The sequence below is a fragment of the Bradyrhizobium sp. 1 genome, from assembly GCF_023073315.1.
GTDB lineage: Bacteria > Pseudomonadota > Alphaproteobacteria > Rhizobiales > Xanthobacteraceae > Bradyrhizobium.
Genome location: NZ_JADPJH010000002.1, coordinates 217,579 through 232,271 on the forward strand (window position 1 = coordinate 217,579; position 14,693 = coordinate 232,271).

13 protein-coding genes and 1 riboswitch are annotated in these 14,693 nt (G+C 66.3%); of the genes, 5 read left to right on the forward strand and 8 right to left on the reverse strand.

What is annotated here, in order from left to right:
• The 5 genes from IVB29_RS01005 to IVB29_RS01025 are packed head-to-tail and all read right to left on the reverse strand — an operon-like array spanning nt 1 to nt 6,473.
• Entirely contained in the window at nt 1–630 is a 630-nt protein-coding gene (locus IVB29_RS01005; protein WP_247501521.1) for a precorrin-8X methylmutase, read from the reverse strand.
• Entirely contained in the window at nt 630–1,793 is a 1,164-nt protein-coding gene (gene cobG / locus IVB29_RS01010; protein ID WP_247501522.1) for a precorrin-3B synthase, read from the reverse strand. Before cobG ends, IVB29_RS01005 begins: the two co-directional genes overlap by 1 nt.
• Nucleotides 1,790–5,038, reverse strand: coding sequence for a cobaltochelatase subunit CobN (gene cobN, locus IVB29_RS01015; protein ID WP_247501523.1), 3,249 nt, complete (start codon nt 5,036–5,038; stop codon nt 1,790–1,792). Before cobN ends, cobG begins: the two co-directional genes overlap by 4 nt.
• Nucleotides 5,039–5,067: 29 nt before the next feature.
• On the reverse strand, nt 5,068–6,102 hold the full coding sequence (gene cobW, locus IVB29_RS01020; protein WP_247501524.1) for a cobalamin biosynthesis protein CobW: 1,035 nt from the start codon (nt 6,100–6,102) through the stop codon (nt 5,068–5,070).
• Nucleotides 6,099–6,473, reverse strand: coding sequence for a DUF1636 domain-containing protein (locus tag IVB29_RS01025; protein WP_247501525.1), 375 nt, complete (start codon nt 6,471–6,473; stop codon nt 6,099–6,101). The genes cobW and IVB29_RS01025 overlap by 4 nt, the downstream gene beginning before the upstream one ends.
• 93 nt (nt 6,474–6,566) lie before the next feature.
• Nucleotides 6,567–6,787, reverse strand: a riboswitch (cobalamin riboswitch).
• A gap of 40 nt (nt 6,788–6,827) precedes the next feature.
• On the opposite strand from IVB29_RS01025, the gene cobO reads away from it, so the two are divergent.
• The gene (cobO, locus tag IVB29_RS01030) at nt 6,828–7,463 is read left to right on the forward strand and encodes a cob(I)yrinic acid a,c-diamide adenosyltransferase (RefSeq protein WP_247501526.1); all 636 of its coding nucleotides are present in this window, start codon (nt 6,828–6,830) and stop codon (nt 7,461–7,463) included.
• An 11-nt stretch (nt 7,464–7,474) separates the two neighbouring features.
• Nucleotides 7,475–8,923, forward strand: a complete 1,449-nt coding sequence (locus tag IVB29_RS01035; RefSeq protein WP_247501527.1) for a cobyric acid synthase — start codon at nt 7,475–7,477, stop codon at nt 8,921–8,923.
• Here the strand turns inward: IVB29_RS01035 and cobD are convergent.
• Together cobD and cbiB are read right to left on the reverse strand one after the other, a co-directional pair.
• Complete coding sequence (cobD, locus tag IVB29_RS01040; protein ID WP_247501528.1) at nt 8,912–9,877, reverse strand: threonine-phosphate decarboxylase CobD; 966 nt, start codon at nt 9,875–9,877, stop codon at nt 8,912–8,914. The two genes, IVB29_RS01035 and cobD, sit on opposite strands and share 12 nt — an antisense overlap.
• Before the next feature lie 11 nt (nt 9,878–9,888).
• On the reverse strand, nt 9,889–10,830 hold the full coding sequence (gene cbiB / locus IVB29_RS01045) for an adenosylcobinamide-phosphate synthase CbiB (protein WP_247501529.1): 942 nt from the start codon (nt 10,828–10,830) through the stop codon (nt 9,889–9,891).
• 120 nt (nt 10,831–10,950) lie between these two features.
• Between cbiB and cobU the strand changes: the two genes are divergently transcribed.
• Genes cobU through bluB form a run of 3 tightly spaced genes read left to right on the forward strand, consistent with a single transcriptional unit; the run spans nt 10,951 to nt 12,870 of the window.
• A complete protein-coding gene (gene cobU, locus IVB29_RS01050) occupies nt 10,951–11,454 on the forward strand; it encodes a bifunctional adenosylcobinamide kinase/adenosylcobinamide-phosphate guanylyltransferase (protein WP_247501530.1) in 504 nt (167 codons plus the stop codon).
• Complete coding sequence (cobS, locus tag IVB29_RS01055) at nt 11,451–12,233, forward strand: adenosylcobinamide-GDP ribazoletransferase (RefSeq protein ID WP_247501531.1); 783 nt, start codon at nt 11,451–11,453, stop codon at nt 12,231–12,233. Before cobU ends, cobS begins: the two co-directional genes overlap by 4 nt.
• Before the next feature lie 4 nt (nt 12,234–12,237).
• Complete coding sequence (gene bluB, locus IVB29_RS01060) at nt 12,238–12,870, forward strand: 5,6-dimethylbenzimidazole synthase (protein WP_247501532.1); 633 nt, start codon at nt 12,238–12,240, stop codon at nt 12,868–12,870.
• A gap of 121 nt (nt 12,871–12,991) precedes the next feature.
• On the opposite strand, the gene IVB29_RS01065 is transcribed toward bluB, so the two are convergent.
• A complete protein-coding gene (locus IVB29_RS01065; RefSeq protein WP_247501533.1) occupies nt 12,992–14,686 on the reverse strand; it encodes a ShlB/FhaC/HecB family hemolysin secretion/activation protein in 1,695 nt (564 codons plus the stop codon).
• Nucleotides 14,687–14,693: the final 7 nt, after the last annotated feature.

The window sequence follows — 14,693 nt, forward strand, 5'->3', positions numbered from 1 at the left end:
CTATTCGCTCCGGCTCGCCAGCGCATTCACCGCGGCAACCGTGATCGCGGAGCCGCCGAGGCGGCCCTCGACCGTCAGCGCCGGCACCGGTGGTTCGGCCATCAGTGCGGCCTTGGATTCAGCCGCCCCGACGAAGCCGACGGGACAGCCGATGATCGCCGCCGGCCGCGGGCAGTCACGATCGTCCAGCATGTTGAGCAGATGAAACAGCGCGGTCGGCGCGTTACCGATCGCAACGATCGCACCGTCGAGATGCGGCCGCCACAGTTCCAGCGCTGCGGCTGAGCGCGTGTTGCGCATGGATTGCGCCAGCGCGGGGACGGACTCGTCGCTGAGCGTGCAGATGACAGCGTTGGCCGCGGGCAATCGCGCACGCGTAATTCCTTCCGAGACCATGCGCGCATCGCACAGGATCGGCGCACCCTTCTGCAAGGCCGCGCGCGCAGCAGTCGCCATGCCGGGCGTGAAGCGGATATGCGCCTCCAGACCCACCATGCCGGCGGCATGAATCATCCGCACCACGACCTGCTCCTCGTCCGCCGTGAAGCGCGCAAGATCGGCTTCGGCGCGGATGGTGGCAAAGGACTGCCGGTAGATCGCCGCGCCGTCGGTTTCGTAGCTGTGCGGCATCAGTGCCCTCCCATCAGGATAGAGGGATTGCCAATGATGTCGTCGCGATCCAGGCCGCGCAGAATGGGCTCATCGCGCGTCGATCCGCCGCGCACGAGATCGAAGCCGGCGCCGGTCGCAACCAGCGTGATCGCAGCCGCTCCGGAATGCGCACACCCCTTGGCACAGCCTGAGACGTGAAGCCGCGCGGCAGAGCCAATGTTCGGAGCAAGCGCCGCGGCCAGTGCGCGGGTATCGGCATGGGCCTCGCGGCAACGCGGCGCGCCGCTACAGGCGATGACGCGCAGCGCCGGATCGTAGGCCTCGGTGATGAGGCCGGCGGCGGACGGCATCGTCCGCTTGCCTTCGCTCAACACCATCCGCCATGGCGTCATGCGCAGCGCATGCCCGCAGCCGGCAAACTGGGTAAGCGTCGCGTGCTGCATTTGCCCGAAGGCAACGCCGACCATCGCGCCCTGCGGATAAAGGCCGGGGCGCACTGCTGCCATGATCGGCGCCGGCTCGGCCTCGCCGCGCAAAGTCTCAGGCAAGATTGCACCGGCAGCGAGATGCGCCGCCATGCGCCCTCTTCCGTCCTTGGCACCGCCGGAGGCGACGAACCAATTTACAAGTGCGAGTGCGATCGTCACGGCCTCGCCGCGCGTAACGGAGCGGCCGAGCTTGGCGCCATTGGCCCGCACCAGCAGTCCTCCGGTGCGATCGCGCTCGATCCGCACGTCAGCGGAATCGCCGGCCAGCACGCGCGAGGTGCCGTCATCGATTGCAAAGCCGAACTTCGTCGGAAGCGCGAGCACGCACGCCTCGAGAGCCTCCTCGAGCTCGGCGGCCAGCGCCTGGGTCTCGTCGCCATCGCGCCAGAACGGCGTGACAAGGACGTTGCGACGGGATTCGATCTCGGCGTCCGGATCAAGCAGCGCCAGCCGCGAAAGACCGTCGAGCAGCAAGCGGTGGCTGGTTTCGCTGACGCCTCTGATCTGGAGATTGGCGCGACTGGTCACGTCGATCAGGCCATTGCCATGGCGCTCGGCCAGATGCGCAAGGCCGGAAATCTGCGCCGCATCAAGCCGTCCGCCGAACGGACGCACGCGAACCACGAGCCCGTCGCCCGATTGCATCGGCCGCAGCGCGCCCGGGCACCAGCCCTTGACCATGGAAGCGCTCATGAGGCCTCCCGCAGCGCCGCTGCAATCGAATTGCGGCGCGTTCGCCAGAGTGAGGCCTCGTGCAGGCGGGTGAAGCACGTCTCCATCGCCGCCAGCGCCGCCGGATTTTCGCGGCCCATGAAGGCGCGGACGTCGTCATTGCCGAGCGTCGCATCGTAGTAGAGATCGAACAGATGCGGCGGCACGGCCCCCGCCAGATGCGCGAAAGCCGCCATGTGTTCGAGTGTCGCCGTGATCTCGGCGGCTCCGCGAAAACCGTGGCGCATCATGCCGGCGATCCAGGCCGGATTGGCCGCGCGCGCGCGGACGACGCGCGAGATTTCTTCCGTCAGCGTACGTGCATGCGGCTGCTCCGGGCGCGTCGTATCGAGATGATAGAGCGATGGCCCGGTCCCGCCGAGATGTGCGGCGGCGGCCGCAACGCCGGCTTCATGCCCGGCGTAATCGGCGGCGAGCAGGAGATCGGTTTCCGGCAGATCCTGGATATGGACGAAGGCATCAGCAGACGCAATCCGCTGCTCGATGCCTGCGCGATTCGCCTTGATCTCGCCGTCGGCGGAGAAGGCCCAGGACGATGCCGACAGCCAGGCTTCGCCCGCGGCGTCGCGCGTCTCGGGCGTGAAGGTGTCGGGAATCGCCGAGAGGCCGGCGCCATATTGTCCGGGGCGCGGCGCGAACACCCGAGAGATACGGTGGAGATATGGATTTTCGTCGCCCTCCTCCTCGCGCTCTGCGAGCGCCTCCGAGGCGGCTTCGAACAATTGCGCGAGGCCCGAGAAGACATCGCGGAACAGGCCCGACACGCGCAGCGTCACGTCGATGCGCGGGCGGCCGAGCTCGGCCGGGACGATAATGTCGTAGCCGGTGACGCGGCTGGAGGCGTGATCCCAGCGCGGCGCGAGCCCGGCCAGATGCAGCGCCATCGCAAATTCCTCACCCGCGGTACGCATCGTCGCCGAGCCCCAGAGATCGACGACGAGGCCCTTCGGCCAGTCGCCGTGATCCTGCAAGTGACGGCGCAGCAGCTCTTCTGCGAGTTTTATCCCCTGCGCATGCGCCGACGGTGTCGGCACCGCGCGCGGATCGACGGCGAAGAGGTTGCGCCCCGTGGGCAAAACGTCCTGCCGCCCGCGATAGGGCGAGCCCGACGGTCCCGGCGCGACGCGCTCGCCCGCAAGCGCCGCACGCAGGGCATCCCGCTCGGCGGCGCCGCAGGCGCCGCGGCCGAACACGTGCAGGCCGTCGCCGAACTGGCTTTCCTTGAGGTCGCAAACAAAGCGATCGATCCGCGGGATCGCTTCGGCCGGAGCGGCCGAGGCATCGAGGCCGAGATCGTCCTCAAGGCCCGCGACGCGCGCCTCATCACGGATCGCGGCGATCAAGCGCTGGCGCCGGGCCGGGTCGAGACCATCGGCGGTCGAATATTCGTCGAGGAGACGTTCAAGCCGGCGCAGCCCCTCCGGCACCGCGGATGGTTCCAGCGGCGGCGGCAGATGACCGATGGTGACGGCACCGAGACGCCGCTTGGCCTGCGCGGCTTCGCCGGGATCGTTGACGATGAAGGGATAGATGACGGGGAGATCGCCGATCAGCGCTTCCGGCCAGCAACTCGACGACAGGGCCACCGATTTTCCAGGCAGCCATTCGAGCGTGCCATGCGCGCCCATGTGCACGACGGCGTCACAGTCCTGCTCGCGGAGCCAGAGATAGAACGCGACATAGGCATGGCGTGGCGTGCGGGCGAGATCGTGATAGTCGGAATCCCGCGTGGTCGCATCGCCGCGCTCCGGCTGAACTGCGATGATCGACTGGCCGCATTGGATCGCAGCGAAGTGGAACATGCCGTCGCGGCAGCTCGAATCAGCCTCCGGCGCGCCCCAGGCTTGCGCGAGATCATCCTGCAAGGATTGCGGCAGGCGCGAGAGCGCCGCGCGGTAGTCGGCGACGCTCCAGGTCAGTTGCTGCTTCAGCAGTGTCTCGCCGAGCGCATGGACCGTCGCGACATCGAAGCCGGCTTCCGCGAGATCGGACACCAAGGCCTTGACCGACGCCAATGCATCGAGACCAACGGCGTGCGCGATCTGGTGCGGTCGGCCCGGATAGTTCGAGAGCACGACCGCAATCCGCTTCTCAGCGATGGGCTTCTCGGCGAGACTGCGCCAGGCCGCGACGCGCGCGGCAACAGCCGTCACACGCTCCTCATCGGGCCTGTGTGCCAGGTGCGAAAATTGCAGATCGGGATCGCGCACCGACGCTGACTTGAAACTCACAACGCCGGTGAACACGCGGCCATCGACTTCGGGCAGCACCACATGCATCGCGAGATCGCCGGGCGACAGGCCGCGCAGCGATTCGGCCCAGTCCTCGCGACGTGCCGACGAGAGCGCGACCTGGAAGACCGGACATGAAGCAGCATCGAACGGTGTCGTGCCGTCCTCGCCCATTGCCGAGAACGCCGTCGCATTGACGATCGCGGCCGGAGGATTTCGCGCAAGATGCCCGCGCAGCCAATCGGCAACGCCCGGAGCTTTTAGTGACGTGACGAACACGCCGTATGCCTCAAAGCCTTTCTCGCGCAGCGCTGCGATCAAGGCGTCGATCGGGCCGGTATCCGCGGCGGTGAGATAGGAGCGATAGAAGGTCACCAGCGCGCGCGGTTTGCCGTCATCCGCCAGCGGCGCAGCGATGACGCCGCGCGCGGGATCGTAAAGACCCATCTCGGGCACGGTCGTCTCGCCGACGATGGGCCCGGCATAAAGACCCGAAGCCAGCGCGAGCTGCGCAATCGCCGCCTGTGCCGCGACCGGGCCGCCGGTGTCGCAAAGCACTTTTAGCCGCCGCAGCGTCGAGACCGGCAGGGTCGAGTATGCGTCCAGCCGCGTGTCGTCACGGCCATCGGCCGGCAGCACGGCCAGCACGATATTGCGATCCTTCGCGAGCTGCTGCAACGCCGCAAGGCCATACGCCCAATAGGACTCGCCGCCGATCAGGCGCACCAGAATGCCCCGCGCCTGCGACAGCGTCCGCTCGATATAGGTGTCGATCGACAGCGGATGACGGAGCTCTGCGAGATTGGCGAGCCGCAGCGATGGCAGGCTGTTACGGCCTCTGCGCCATCCGGCTGCGAACGCCGCAAGATCGGAATCCGAATACGAGAGCACCACGAGATCGGCCGGGTCTTGGCCGATGTCTCTGGGCGTCGCGGTCTCCTCCAGACCGCGGCTCTCGCGGAAGACGACGTGCATCAGATCCCAGGTCCTTAAATACCAAGTCTTTAAATACCAAGTCCTGCCTTGATGGCGGCCTCGTCGATATCGCCGTGCTCGCCGATCACAACGAGCTTCGATTGCCTGTGACCTGCGCCCCAGGGCTTATCGAACTGGTGGCGCACGCGTTCGCCGACCGCCTGCAACAACAGGCGCATCGGCTTGCCCGCGACAGCGATATACCCCTTGGCGCGCAGAACGTTCTGCTCGCGCGCCAGCTTCTGGACCGATGCAACCAGCGCGTCGACATCGGCCACCTCAGGAAGATCGATCACGACGGACGCGAAATCATCATGCTCGTGCTCCTCCTCGCCGTCATGATGCGAGGGACGCGCGGCGAGATCGTTTTCGGCGGCAGCGCCGAGGCCGAGGATGAGGCGGGCGTCGATCGCACCGTCAGTGACGGCGAGCATCGGCACGCGGCGCGGCATCTCGGCGGTGATCACCGCCTTGGCGGCCTCGATGCCCGCGGTGCCCGCGAGATCGGCCTTGGTCAGCAGCACGATGTCCGCGCAGGCGATCTGGTCCTCGAACACTTCCGACAGCGGCGTCTCGTGATCCAAACTCTCGTCAGCCGCGCGCTGCGCTTCCACCGCAGCCGGATTCGGCGCGAAGCGGCCGGCGGCCACGGCCTCGGCGTCGGCCAGCGCGATCACGCCATCGACCGTGATGCGCGAGCGGATCTCCGGCCAGTCGAATGCCTTCAGCAGCGGCTTGGGTAGCGCCAGGCCCGAGGTCTCGATCAGGATATGATCGGGCCGTACCGGGCGCGCGAGCAGCTTCTCCATAGTCGGAATGAAATCGTCGGCCACCGTGCAGCAGATGCAGCCATTGGCGAGCTCGATGATGTTCTCTTCCGGGCAATTGGCATCGGCGCAGGACTTCAGGATCTCGCCGTCGACGCCTTCGCTGCCGAACTCGTTGACGAGCACGGCGAGCTTCATGCCGTTCGGGTTGGCGAGCAGATGCTGGATCAGCGTCGTCTTGCCGGAGCCGAGAAAACCCGTGACCACCGTGACCGGGACTTTTGCGAGCGAATTCATTCAGCGGCCTCCGGCACGACGGCCATGGGGGGAATACGCGCAAGCGACTGCTTGCGGAAAATCTCGGGACGGCTGCGCCAGGGCACGAGGCCGTCGGGCGCGGCTGCATACGCCGCAGCGCCGGCAACGACGTCCTGCGCATTCGCATCCGACAGACGACCATAGACATAAGACCAGCGGCCGGGCGCGCTGAGCGCGACCGAGCAGCCCTGGCTGCATGCAGACAGGCATTCGACGGGAACCACATTGACGCCGTCGGGCACCCCAGCCTCGAGGATGGCACCATGCAGACGCTTGCCCGGCGCGACTTCGCCCTCGCCAGGCGTCTCGCCGGCGCGGCAGGTGATGCAGACGTGAAGTGTGACGGTCATCGCCTCTTCCAGAAAAAACAGCGGGAGGCGAAGAGGCGCACGGACCTGGCTTGAGAGTCCGCTTCCCCGTCGCGGAACACCCCGTCCGCCGGTCCAAAACTCGTCCGCGCTGGCAGGTCTCCCGGCTTGCGGAGCAGGGTTTTACCCTTCGATCCCCACCTTCCCGATTCCCAAGGGAACCAGTGGCTTCGGGCATCTCTCCGGTCACGGTCGCGGGGGCGGCTGCAGTTTGAACCCAAATCTTGCCGATTCGGACCCTATCGCATTCCCTCTTCGCCTGTCATAGGACAGGAACCAACGCCGGGCCACCATTTGCCCCCGGCCGCCTCTTGTCAAGCCGAAGGACCGGGACCGATGACGCCTGAACCGGATACCCAAACAGCTCAGGAAACCGACGCCCGTCACGCCCAGAAAATGGCGAAAATCAAGGTCGCCCGCGACAAGATCATGGCGACCAAGAGCGGCGAAAAGGGCCTCATCATTGTCCACACCGGCGCCGGCAAGGGCAAGTCCTCCTCCGCCTTCGGCATGATCGTCCGCTGCGTCGCCCATGGCTTGCCCTGCGCGGTGGTGCAGTTCATCAAGGGCGCTTGGGATACCGGCGAGCGGCGCCTGCTCACCGGCCATTTCGGCGAGCTCTGCCAGTTCCACGCCATGGGCGAGGGTTTTACCTGGGAGACGCAGGACCGCGCCCGTGACATCGCCGCCGCGCGCGCCGGCTGGGCGAAGGCCAAGGAGCTGATCCTCGATTCGAACCTCCGCATGGTCGTGCTGGACGAGATCAACATCGCGCTGCGCTACGACTATCTCGACATCGCTGAGGTCGTCGACTTCCTGAAAACGCACAAGCCGCCGATGACGCATGTCGTGCTCACCGGACGCAACGCCAAGGACGAGCTGATCGAGATCGCCGATCTCGTCACCGAGATGACGCTGGTCAAGCACCCCTTCCGCTCCGGCATCAAGGCGCAAGCCGGTGTCGAGTTCTGAAGATACTCGCTATGGCACGCGCATTGATGATCCAGGGGGCCGGCTCGGACGTGGGCAAGTCGCTCATCGTCGCCGGCCTCGCGCGCGCCTTCACGCGGCGCGGCCTGCGCGTGCTCCCCTTCAAGCCGCAGAACATGTCGAACAATGCGGCTGTCACCGTCGATGGCGGCGAGATCGGCCGCGCCCAGGCGTTGCAGGCCCTCGCCGCCGGCGTCGAGCCACACACTGACATGAACCCGGTGCTGCTCAAGCCCGAGACCGATGTCGGCGCACAGGTCGTCGTGCACGGAAAGCGCGTCGCGACCGCCCGCGCGCGCGAATATGCGGCCATGAAGCCTTCGCTGATGGGCGCGGTGCTGGAGAGTTTCGAGCGACTGAAGGCGCGCTCTGATCTGGTGCTGGTCGAAGGCGCCGGCAGCCCCGCCGAGGTGAACCTGCGCAAGGCCGATATCGCCAATATGGGCTTTGCGCGCAAGGCCGACGTGCCGGTGGTGCTGGTCGGCGACATCGACCGTGGCGGTGTCATCGCCCAGCTCGTCGGCATCAAGACGGTGATCGACCCCGACGATGCCGCGATGATCCAGGGTTTTGTCATCAACAAGTTTCGTGGCGATCCCACGCTTTTCGACGACGGCTACAGACTGATCGAAGAGAAGACAGCCTGGCGTGGCCTCGGTGTGCTGCCCTGGTTCACCCGCGCCGGCGAGCTGCCGGCTGAGGATGCGCTTGGCCTGACCGACGCGCGCAAGCCGGGCCAATGCAAGATCGCCTGCCTCGCGCTGTCGCGGATCGCCAATTTCGACGATCTCGATCCGCTCAAGCTCGAGCCTGGTGTCGACCTCATCATGGTACGTCCGGGCGAAGCGATTCCGGGCGATGTCCGGCTCGTGATCATTCCCGGCTCAAAATCGACGCGAGGCGATCTCGCTTTCCTGCGCGCACAGGGCTGGGACATTGATCTGCTCGCGCATCACCGCAGGGGCGGCCATGTGCTCGGTCTCTGCGGCGGCTATCAGATGCTGGGGCGCAGCGTTGCCGACCCCGATGGCATCGAAGGCCCGGCCGGCGATACGCCGGGTCTCGGACTTCTGGATGTTGAGACGGTAATGAGCCCGCAGAAAACGTTGACGCGTGTTGCGGCCGTACATGCCGCCACGGAGCAGCCGATCGAGGCTTACGAAATCCACATCGGGCGCACCGATGGGCCGGATCGCGTGCGTCCGTTCGCGAAGCTGAACGGCGAGCCGGAGGGCGCGATCTCGAGGGATGGACGCGTGCAAGGCAGCTATCTGCACGGCCTGTTCACGTCGGACGATTTTCGCAGGGCGTTCCTGGCCAAGCTCGACATTCCCGCGGGTAACGAGCCGTATCATGCGAGGGTCGAGAGCGCGCTCGATGCGCTCGCCGATCACATCGAAAAGTATCTCGACGTCGACGGCCTCCTCGCGCTAGCGCGTTAGAACCTCGGCAAGGCGGGTCCATTCGGACTCACTGCCCGGAAGCCCGAGCCGCAGCCATGCCGGTCTTTGCGCGAACACACGCGACCAGATTTGGCCACGTGCCAGCTTCTCCTGCGCGACAAGCGCGTCAGGCATTTCATAGAGACGAAACAGCGGCGCTCCGCCGACGAACCGCCAGCCCTGTGCTTGCGCCATCTCGTCGAGGCGGGCACAGTCACGCACAAGCCGCGCTGACGTGGCCTCCGCCCAGGCATCATCGCGCAACGCGCGGCAACCGACTGTGATCGCCGCACCCGAGACCGGCCATGGCCCCGACATCGCAGCGAGCTTTGCGACGTCGGCCGCATCGCCAAGCGCAAAGCCCAGCCGCAGACCGGCAAGGCCATAAAACTTGCCGAACGAGCGCAGGATCACCAGTCCCGGCCGATCCGCCTCAGATGCCAGCGACAGCTGCGGAACGGCATCGGTAAAACTCTCGTCGATGACGAGACGGCCGACGCGCGGCAGCAGCGCCAGCAATTCCTTTGGTGCAAATTGCCGGCCATCGGGATTGTTAGGGCTGACGACAACCGCAAGGTCCGCGCCTGCCAGCGCGTCAAGCTCCTCGACCTCCTGCACATCCCAGCGCGCCGCCGACAGCACCCCGGCATATTCATTATAGGTCGGCGCGAAGATGCGCGCGCGGCCGGGCGCCGCTAGTTGCGGCAACAATTGAATCGCGGCCTGCGCGCCGCCCATGGCTACGATCGCCGCGCTCGTGCGGTAGGCGTGCCGCGCCGCCTGATGCAGTGCATCGATCTCGGCGTGCGACGGCAGCGCGCTCCACGCGCGCGCGCTGATCTCGCCTACAGGGTAAGGCAACCGGTTGATCCCGGTCGACAGATCGATCCAGTCCTCCGCGCGCCCGCCAAAACGCTGCTGGGCCAGATCGAGATTTCCACCGTGCTCGCGCATGCCCTGTTCTTTCACGCGAAAGCCAGGATCGCAAGGAGGCCTGCGAGCAGCAACATGGCGCGGCGGTAGACCGTCAGTCCCTCCCCGATGTCCGCGGCAAGCGGATCGCGCGCGCCTTCGTTGAGCCACGGTTCGTTGGTGGCACTGCCGTGATAGATACGGGGACCGCTGAGCCGCACGCCGAGCGCGCCGGCCATCGCCGCCTCCGGCCAGCCCGCGTTGGGCGAACGGTGACGGCGCGCATCCCGCGTCATGCACGACAGGGCCTCCGATCGGCGCGATGCGAGCAGCACGAACAAGAATCCGGTCAGGCGCGCCGGAATGAAGTTGGCGACGTCGTCGATGCGCGCCGCCGCCCAGCCGAAGGCTTCGTACCGTTCGCTGCGATGGCCGATCATGGAGTCCAGCGTGTTGATCGCCTTGTAGCCGAGGATACCCGGCAAGCCGAACAGCGCGCCCCAAAACACCGGCGCGACGATGCCGTCGGAGGCGTTTTCGGCGAGGCTCTCGATCGCTGCGCGCGCGATGCCGGCCTCATCGAGCGCCGCGGGATCGCGGCCGACGATGCGCGAGACCGCTTCGCGCGCACCGGCGATGTCGTCGCCCCGCAGCGGATTGGCGACGGCCGCGACGTGATCGTGCAATGAGCGCAGCGCGACCAGCGGCCAGGCGAGGACCCCCACCAGCACGATTTGAATCCAACCCGAAGGAAGCAAGGACTGAACCGCCCAGCCGAGCGCGACAGCGAACACGATCACGAGGAGCGCTCCGGCGACGCCAGCAGCGCGGCGAAATGTCGGCGGTGCGGACGACCGATTCCAGGCGGTATCGATGGCGCCGATCAGCCGACCCAGCCAGGTTACGGGATGGCCGATCCAGGCGAACAGCCACGACGGCCAGCCCAGCAGGGCATCCACCGCCATCGCCACCACCATCGCGCCCGCAAAACCCACATTCGTCTCCTGTCCCGCCCCTGTTGCGCAAAGCGAGGGGTGAGCGCAAGCCCCCGGCCGCCCGATTTCGGCTTTGTCTTTGGCCGCGTTTGGTGATTAGTCAGGCCCACAGGAGAGTTTATGGCCGTCATCTTGATCACGGGCGGAGCGCGATCGGGCAAGAGCAAGCGTGCGGAAACGCGCGTGCGCGCCTTTCCCGGACAGCCCGTCTATGTCGCGACGGCCGAGGCGCTCGATGCGGAAATGGAGACGCGCATCGCGAAGCACCGCGCTCGCCGCGGAACCGACTGGATCGAGCGCGAGGTGCCGCTCGATCTCGTGCCCGCGCTGGTCGCAACCGATGGCGGCGGCGCAAGGCTCGTCGATTGCCTGACGCTGTGGCTCTCCAACCTGATGCACGCGGAGCACGACTGGGAACGCGAGGTGAGCGAGTTGGCCAACGCCCTGCCCCGTCTCAAGAGCCCGGTCATTCTCGTCACCAACGAAGTCGGCCTCGGCATCGTGCCTGACAACGCGCTGGCGCGCAGCTTTCGCGACGCCGCCGGGATCATGAACCAGACTATCGCGGCCGTTGCGCACGAGGTCGAGTTCGTTGTCGCCGGCTTGCCGATGAAACTGAAATGATGCCGCGCATAGAGCTTCTCAAAGACATCATCGCCGATCTCAGGATGGCGGCGTCGTTCGTCACGATCCTTCCCGTCGCATCGTCGAAGCCCGCGGGCGACGGCGCCGTCGCGCGCGCGACCTGGGCCCTTCCCGTCGCGGGACTGCTGGTCGGTCTTGCCGGCGCGTTGATCTACAAGATCGCCATCCGGTTCGGACTGACACCGAACCTTGCTGCCCTGCTCGCGCTGGCGACGACCGCCCTCATCACCGGCGCGCTGCATGAGGACGGGCTTGCCGACACGGCCGACGGGCTCGGCGGTGGCCGCACGCGCGATCGCAAGCTCGAGATCATGCGCGACAGCCGGATCGGCACTTACGGTGTCTGCGCGCTGATCTTGTCGTTCGGCCTGCGCTGGAGCGCACTCGCGGCGATCGCGAATCCGTGGGCCGTTACGCTTGCGCTATGCGCTGCGCATGCCGCGGCGCGTGCGGGTGTGCCGGCCTTCATGTCGCTGGTCCCCCCGGCACGGCCGGACGGCCTTTCGGCAAGCGCCGGAGCGCCGCCGGGCCGCAGCGTGGCCGTCGCATTTGGTCTTGGAACGCTCGCGCTTGCCCTCGCGCTCGGACCGGGCAAAGCGCTGGTCGGCCTGATCCTGCTGTCGCTCGCCGGCCTGTTGCTCGCGCGTCTCGCCATCCGCCAGATCGGCGGGCAGACCGGGGATATCCTCGGCGCGCTCGAGCAGACGGGTGAGATCCTGATCCTGCTGGTTGCCGCAGCCTTCCAGATGGGACGCTGACGTCATGGTCGAATTCGACGACGCCTTTCGCCAGCAATTGCGCGAGCTGTTCGTTTGGCGCCGCGACGTGCGCCGCTTTCGCAGCGACCCGCTGCCGGATGGCGCCATCGACCGCCTGATCGAGACCGCCTGCCTCTCGCCCTCGGTCGGCCTCAGCCAGCCCTGGCGTTTTGTCATCGTCGATGATGCCGCGCGGCGCCGCGCCGTGATCGATGACTTCAGGGCGTGCAACGCCGATGCCCTGACCCGTTACTCCGATGAACGCGCAGCGCGCTATGCCGCGCTCAAACTGTCCGGCCTCGAACGGGCGCCCGGCCACCTCGCCGTGTTCGCCGACAAGGCCAGCGATATCGGTCACGGCCTCGGCCGCGCCACCATGCCGGAGACGACGGAATACTCCGTGGTCGCCGCCATCACCGCGATGTGGCTCGCCGCGCGTGCCGAAGGCATCGGGCTCGGCTGGGTGTCGATCCTGACCCCGGCGCGCGTGCACGCCATTCTCGACGTGCCTGATACCTGGAAGTTCATCGCCTATCTCTGCATCGGCTATCCGGAAGCAGAGTGCGACCAGCCGGAGCTGGAGCAAGCGAAATGGGAACACCGGCGGGGAGCGAGCGAGTTCACGCTGCGGCGCTGATCGCGCCATCCTCGTCATTGCGAGCGCGGCGAAGCAATCCAGAATCTTGCCGCAGAGATAGTCTGGATTGCTTCGTCGCAAGGGCTCCTCGCAATGACGAGGAGAGAGCGGAAACCTGCCGCTACGACTTGCTCTTGCCCGCAACGGCCGCCACCGGCGCGGGGCTTTCCGGCTTCTGGAACATCAACAGCGGTCGGAAGATGACGCGGCCATAGGCCTCGTAATGGTTCTGGGTCGACACCGCCATCTTCAGCGGCGTGGCGTAATTCGCCTCGAACGTCATGAACGACGCGTAGGTCCAGGAGAAGCCGACGCCGACCGAGGCGAGTTCAGTGATCCCAGGGAATGTTGAATACACCGCACCCCAGTCGGTGAAGATGTAGGTGTCAAATCCCCTCAGCCATTGCGACCAGTTGTAGTGCAGCTCGGCGTTGAAATAATAACCGCTGTCGCCGGACGCCGAGTTGGAGGGATAGCCGCGCACGGTGGTGGGGCCGCCGATCGAGAAGATCTGGTCGCCCGGCAGCAGCTTCTCCTGCGTGTACTGCCAGCTCGCCAGAAAATTGGTGCTGAAATTCGCCGGCCCCGCGGTGCTGCTCGCGAGCAGCGAGCCGGTATAGGTGTTGAACGCGCGGTTGTTGCCGAGCACATGATCCTGCCACGCGACGTAGTTCACCGCCGGTGAGACCGTGATCGAATAGGTGTTGCCGGATCTCGTCACCGAAACGCCCGCGGTGGCCTTGTCGTAATGGTCGTTGGTGACGTCGACCGTGGCGAAGCGGCTGACCGTCTTGCCCTCGGTCTCGGCGGCGTTGAACAGCACCAGCCAGTCCTGTGTGACCCAGAGCGGCTGGCTGAAATTCACCGCGGCCTGGCTCGATCGTCCGGTGACGTCGAGCGCGACGAATGGCCCCTGGACGATCTTGATCTTGCCTTCGGTGTAGCTGACGCCGGCGCGGCCGCCCCAGATATTAACGGGAATGCTGTAGGCGACGTTGCCGTTGAGATTGCCGTCGGAACGAACGCCGTAGAAAGTCAGGCGGTCGTCGACGCCAAACAGGCCGTGGCGCTTGTAGAAGGCCCCGCCTTCCCAGCGCCCGGTGTTCTCGGCACCCTGGTTGTCGGTGAAGAGCTGCAAGGTGTCGATCGGCGGCTCGATCACCGCGAATTGGAGGTCGGTGAGGCCAAAACTCGTGCCGGGCTGGAGCAGCGCCTTGATCTGCACGTCGTTGGTGCGGTTGAACCAGATCACGTCGCGATTGAGCTTGGGAACATCGAGGACCTCGCCCTCGGGCTCCTTCACGCGCTGCAAGATGTAATCGGTGCGCGTCTGCTTGTTACCCTCGATGGTCGTTTTCTGGAGCCGGCCTTCGGTCAGCTTGATCTTGACCACGCCGTCCCTCGGATCCTGTTCCGGCAGCGTCGCGATGCCCGTGACGATGCCGCGCGCGGCGTAGACGGCGTTGATGTCGGCGACGAGCTGCAACAGCGCGGCGATGTCGACGTTCTGGCCGACATATTTCTTCGCGATCTCGTCGAGCTCCGCCGGCGTGATAAATTTGGAGGAGCCGAACTCGATCTTGCGCAGGCGGAATTTCGGTCCGCCCGGCTTGAGCAGCTGGGATTTCTCGCGCTCGCCTCCGATTACCGCCGGACCGTTGAGCTTTGGCGGCGCGCTCTGCTGTTCGAGCTGGCGGCGCTGCCGGTCGACGTCGTTCTGGATCACGCCGGGGTTGATCGAGGGCACTTGCGCGCGCGAAGAGGCGATGCAGCAAGCTGCAAGCCCGACCCCCAACGCTGCGCTGAGAATCCGCATCCCTGAT

Bases quoted from the DNA above. Each gene is read 5' to 3' on its own strand.
- cobU (WP_247501530.1), top strand. From the start codon at position 10,951: ATGGCCGTCATCTTGATCACGGGCGGAGCGCGATCGGGCAAGAGCAAG.
- cobS (WP_247501531.1), top strand. From the start codon at position 11,451: ATGATGCCGCGCATAGAGCTTCTCAAAGACATCATCGCCGATCTCAGG.
- cobG (WP_247501522.1), bottom strand. From the start codon at position 1,793: ATGAGCGCTTCCATGGTCAAGGGCTGGTGCCCGGGCGCGCTGCGGCCG.
- cobD (WP_247501528.1), bottom strand. From the start codon at position 9,877: ATGCGCGAGCACGGTGGAAATCTCGATCTGGCCCAGCAGCGTTTTGGC.
- bluB (WP_247501532.1), top strand. From the start codon at position 12,238: ATGGTCGAATTCGACGACGCCTTTCGCCAGCAATTGCGCGAGCTGTTC.
- cobN (WP_247501523.1), bottom strand. From the start codon at position 5,038: ATGCACGTCGTCTTCCGCGAGAGCCGCGGTCTGGAGGAGACCGCGACG.
- cobO (WP_247501526.1), top strand. From the start codon at position 6,828: ATGACGCCTGAACCGGATACCCAAACAGCTCAGGAAACCGACGCCCGT.
- IVB29_RS01005 (WP_247501521.1), bottom strand. From the start codon at position 630: ATGCCGCACAGCTACGAAACCGACGGCGCGGCGATCTACCGGCAGTCC.
- cobW (WP_247501524.1), bottom strand. From the start codon at position 6,102: ATGAATTCGCTCGCAAAAGTCCCGGTCACGGTGGTCACGGGTTTTCTC.
- IVB29_RS01035 (WP_247501527.1), top strand. From the start codon at position 7,475: ATGGCACGCGCATTGATGATCCAGGGGGCCGGCTCGGACGTGGGCAAG.
- IVB29_RS01065 (WP_247501533.1), bottom strand. From the start codon at position 14,686: ATGCGGATTCTCAGCGCAGCGTTGGGGGTCGGGCTTGCAGCTTGCTGC.
- IVB29_RS01025 (WP_247501525.1), bottom strand. From the start codon at position 6,473: ATGACCGTCACACTTCACGTCTGCATCACCTGCCGCGCCGGCGAGACG.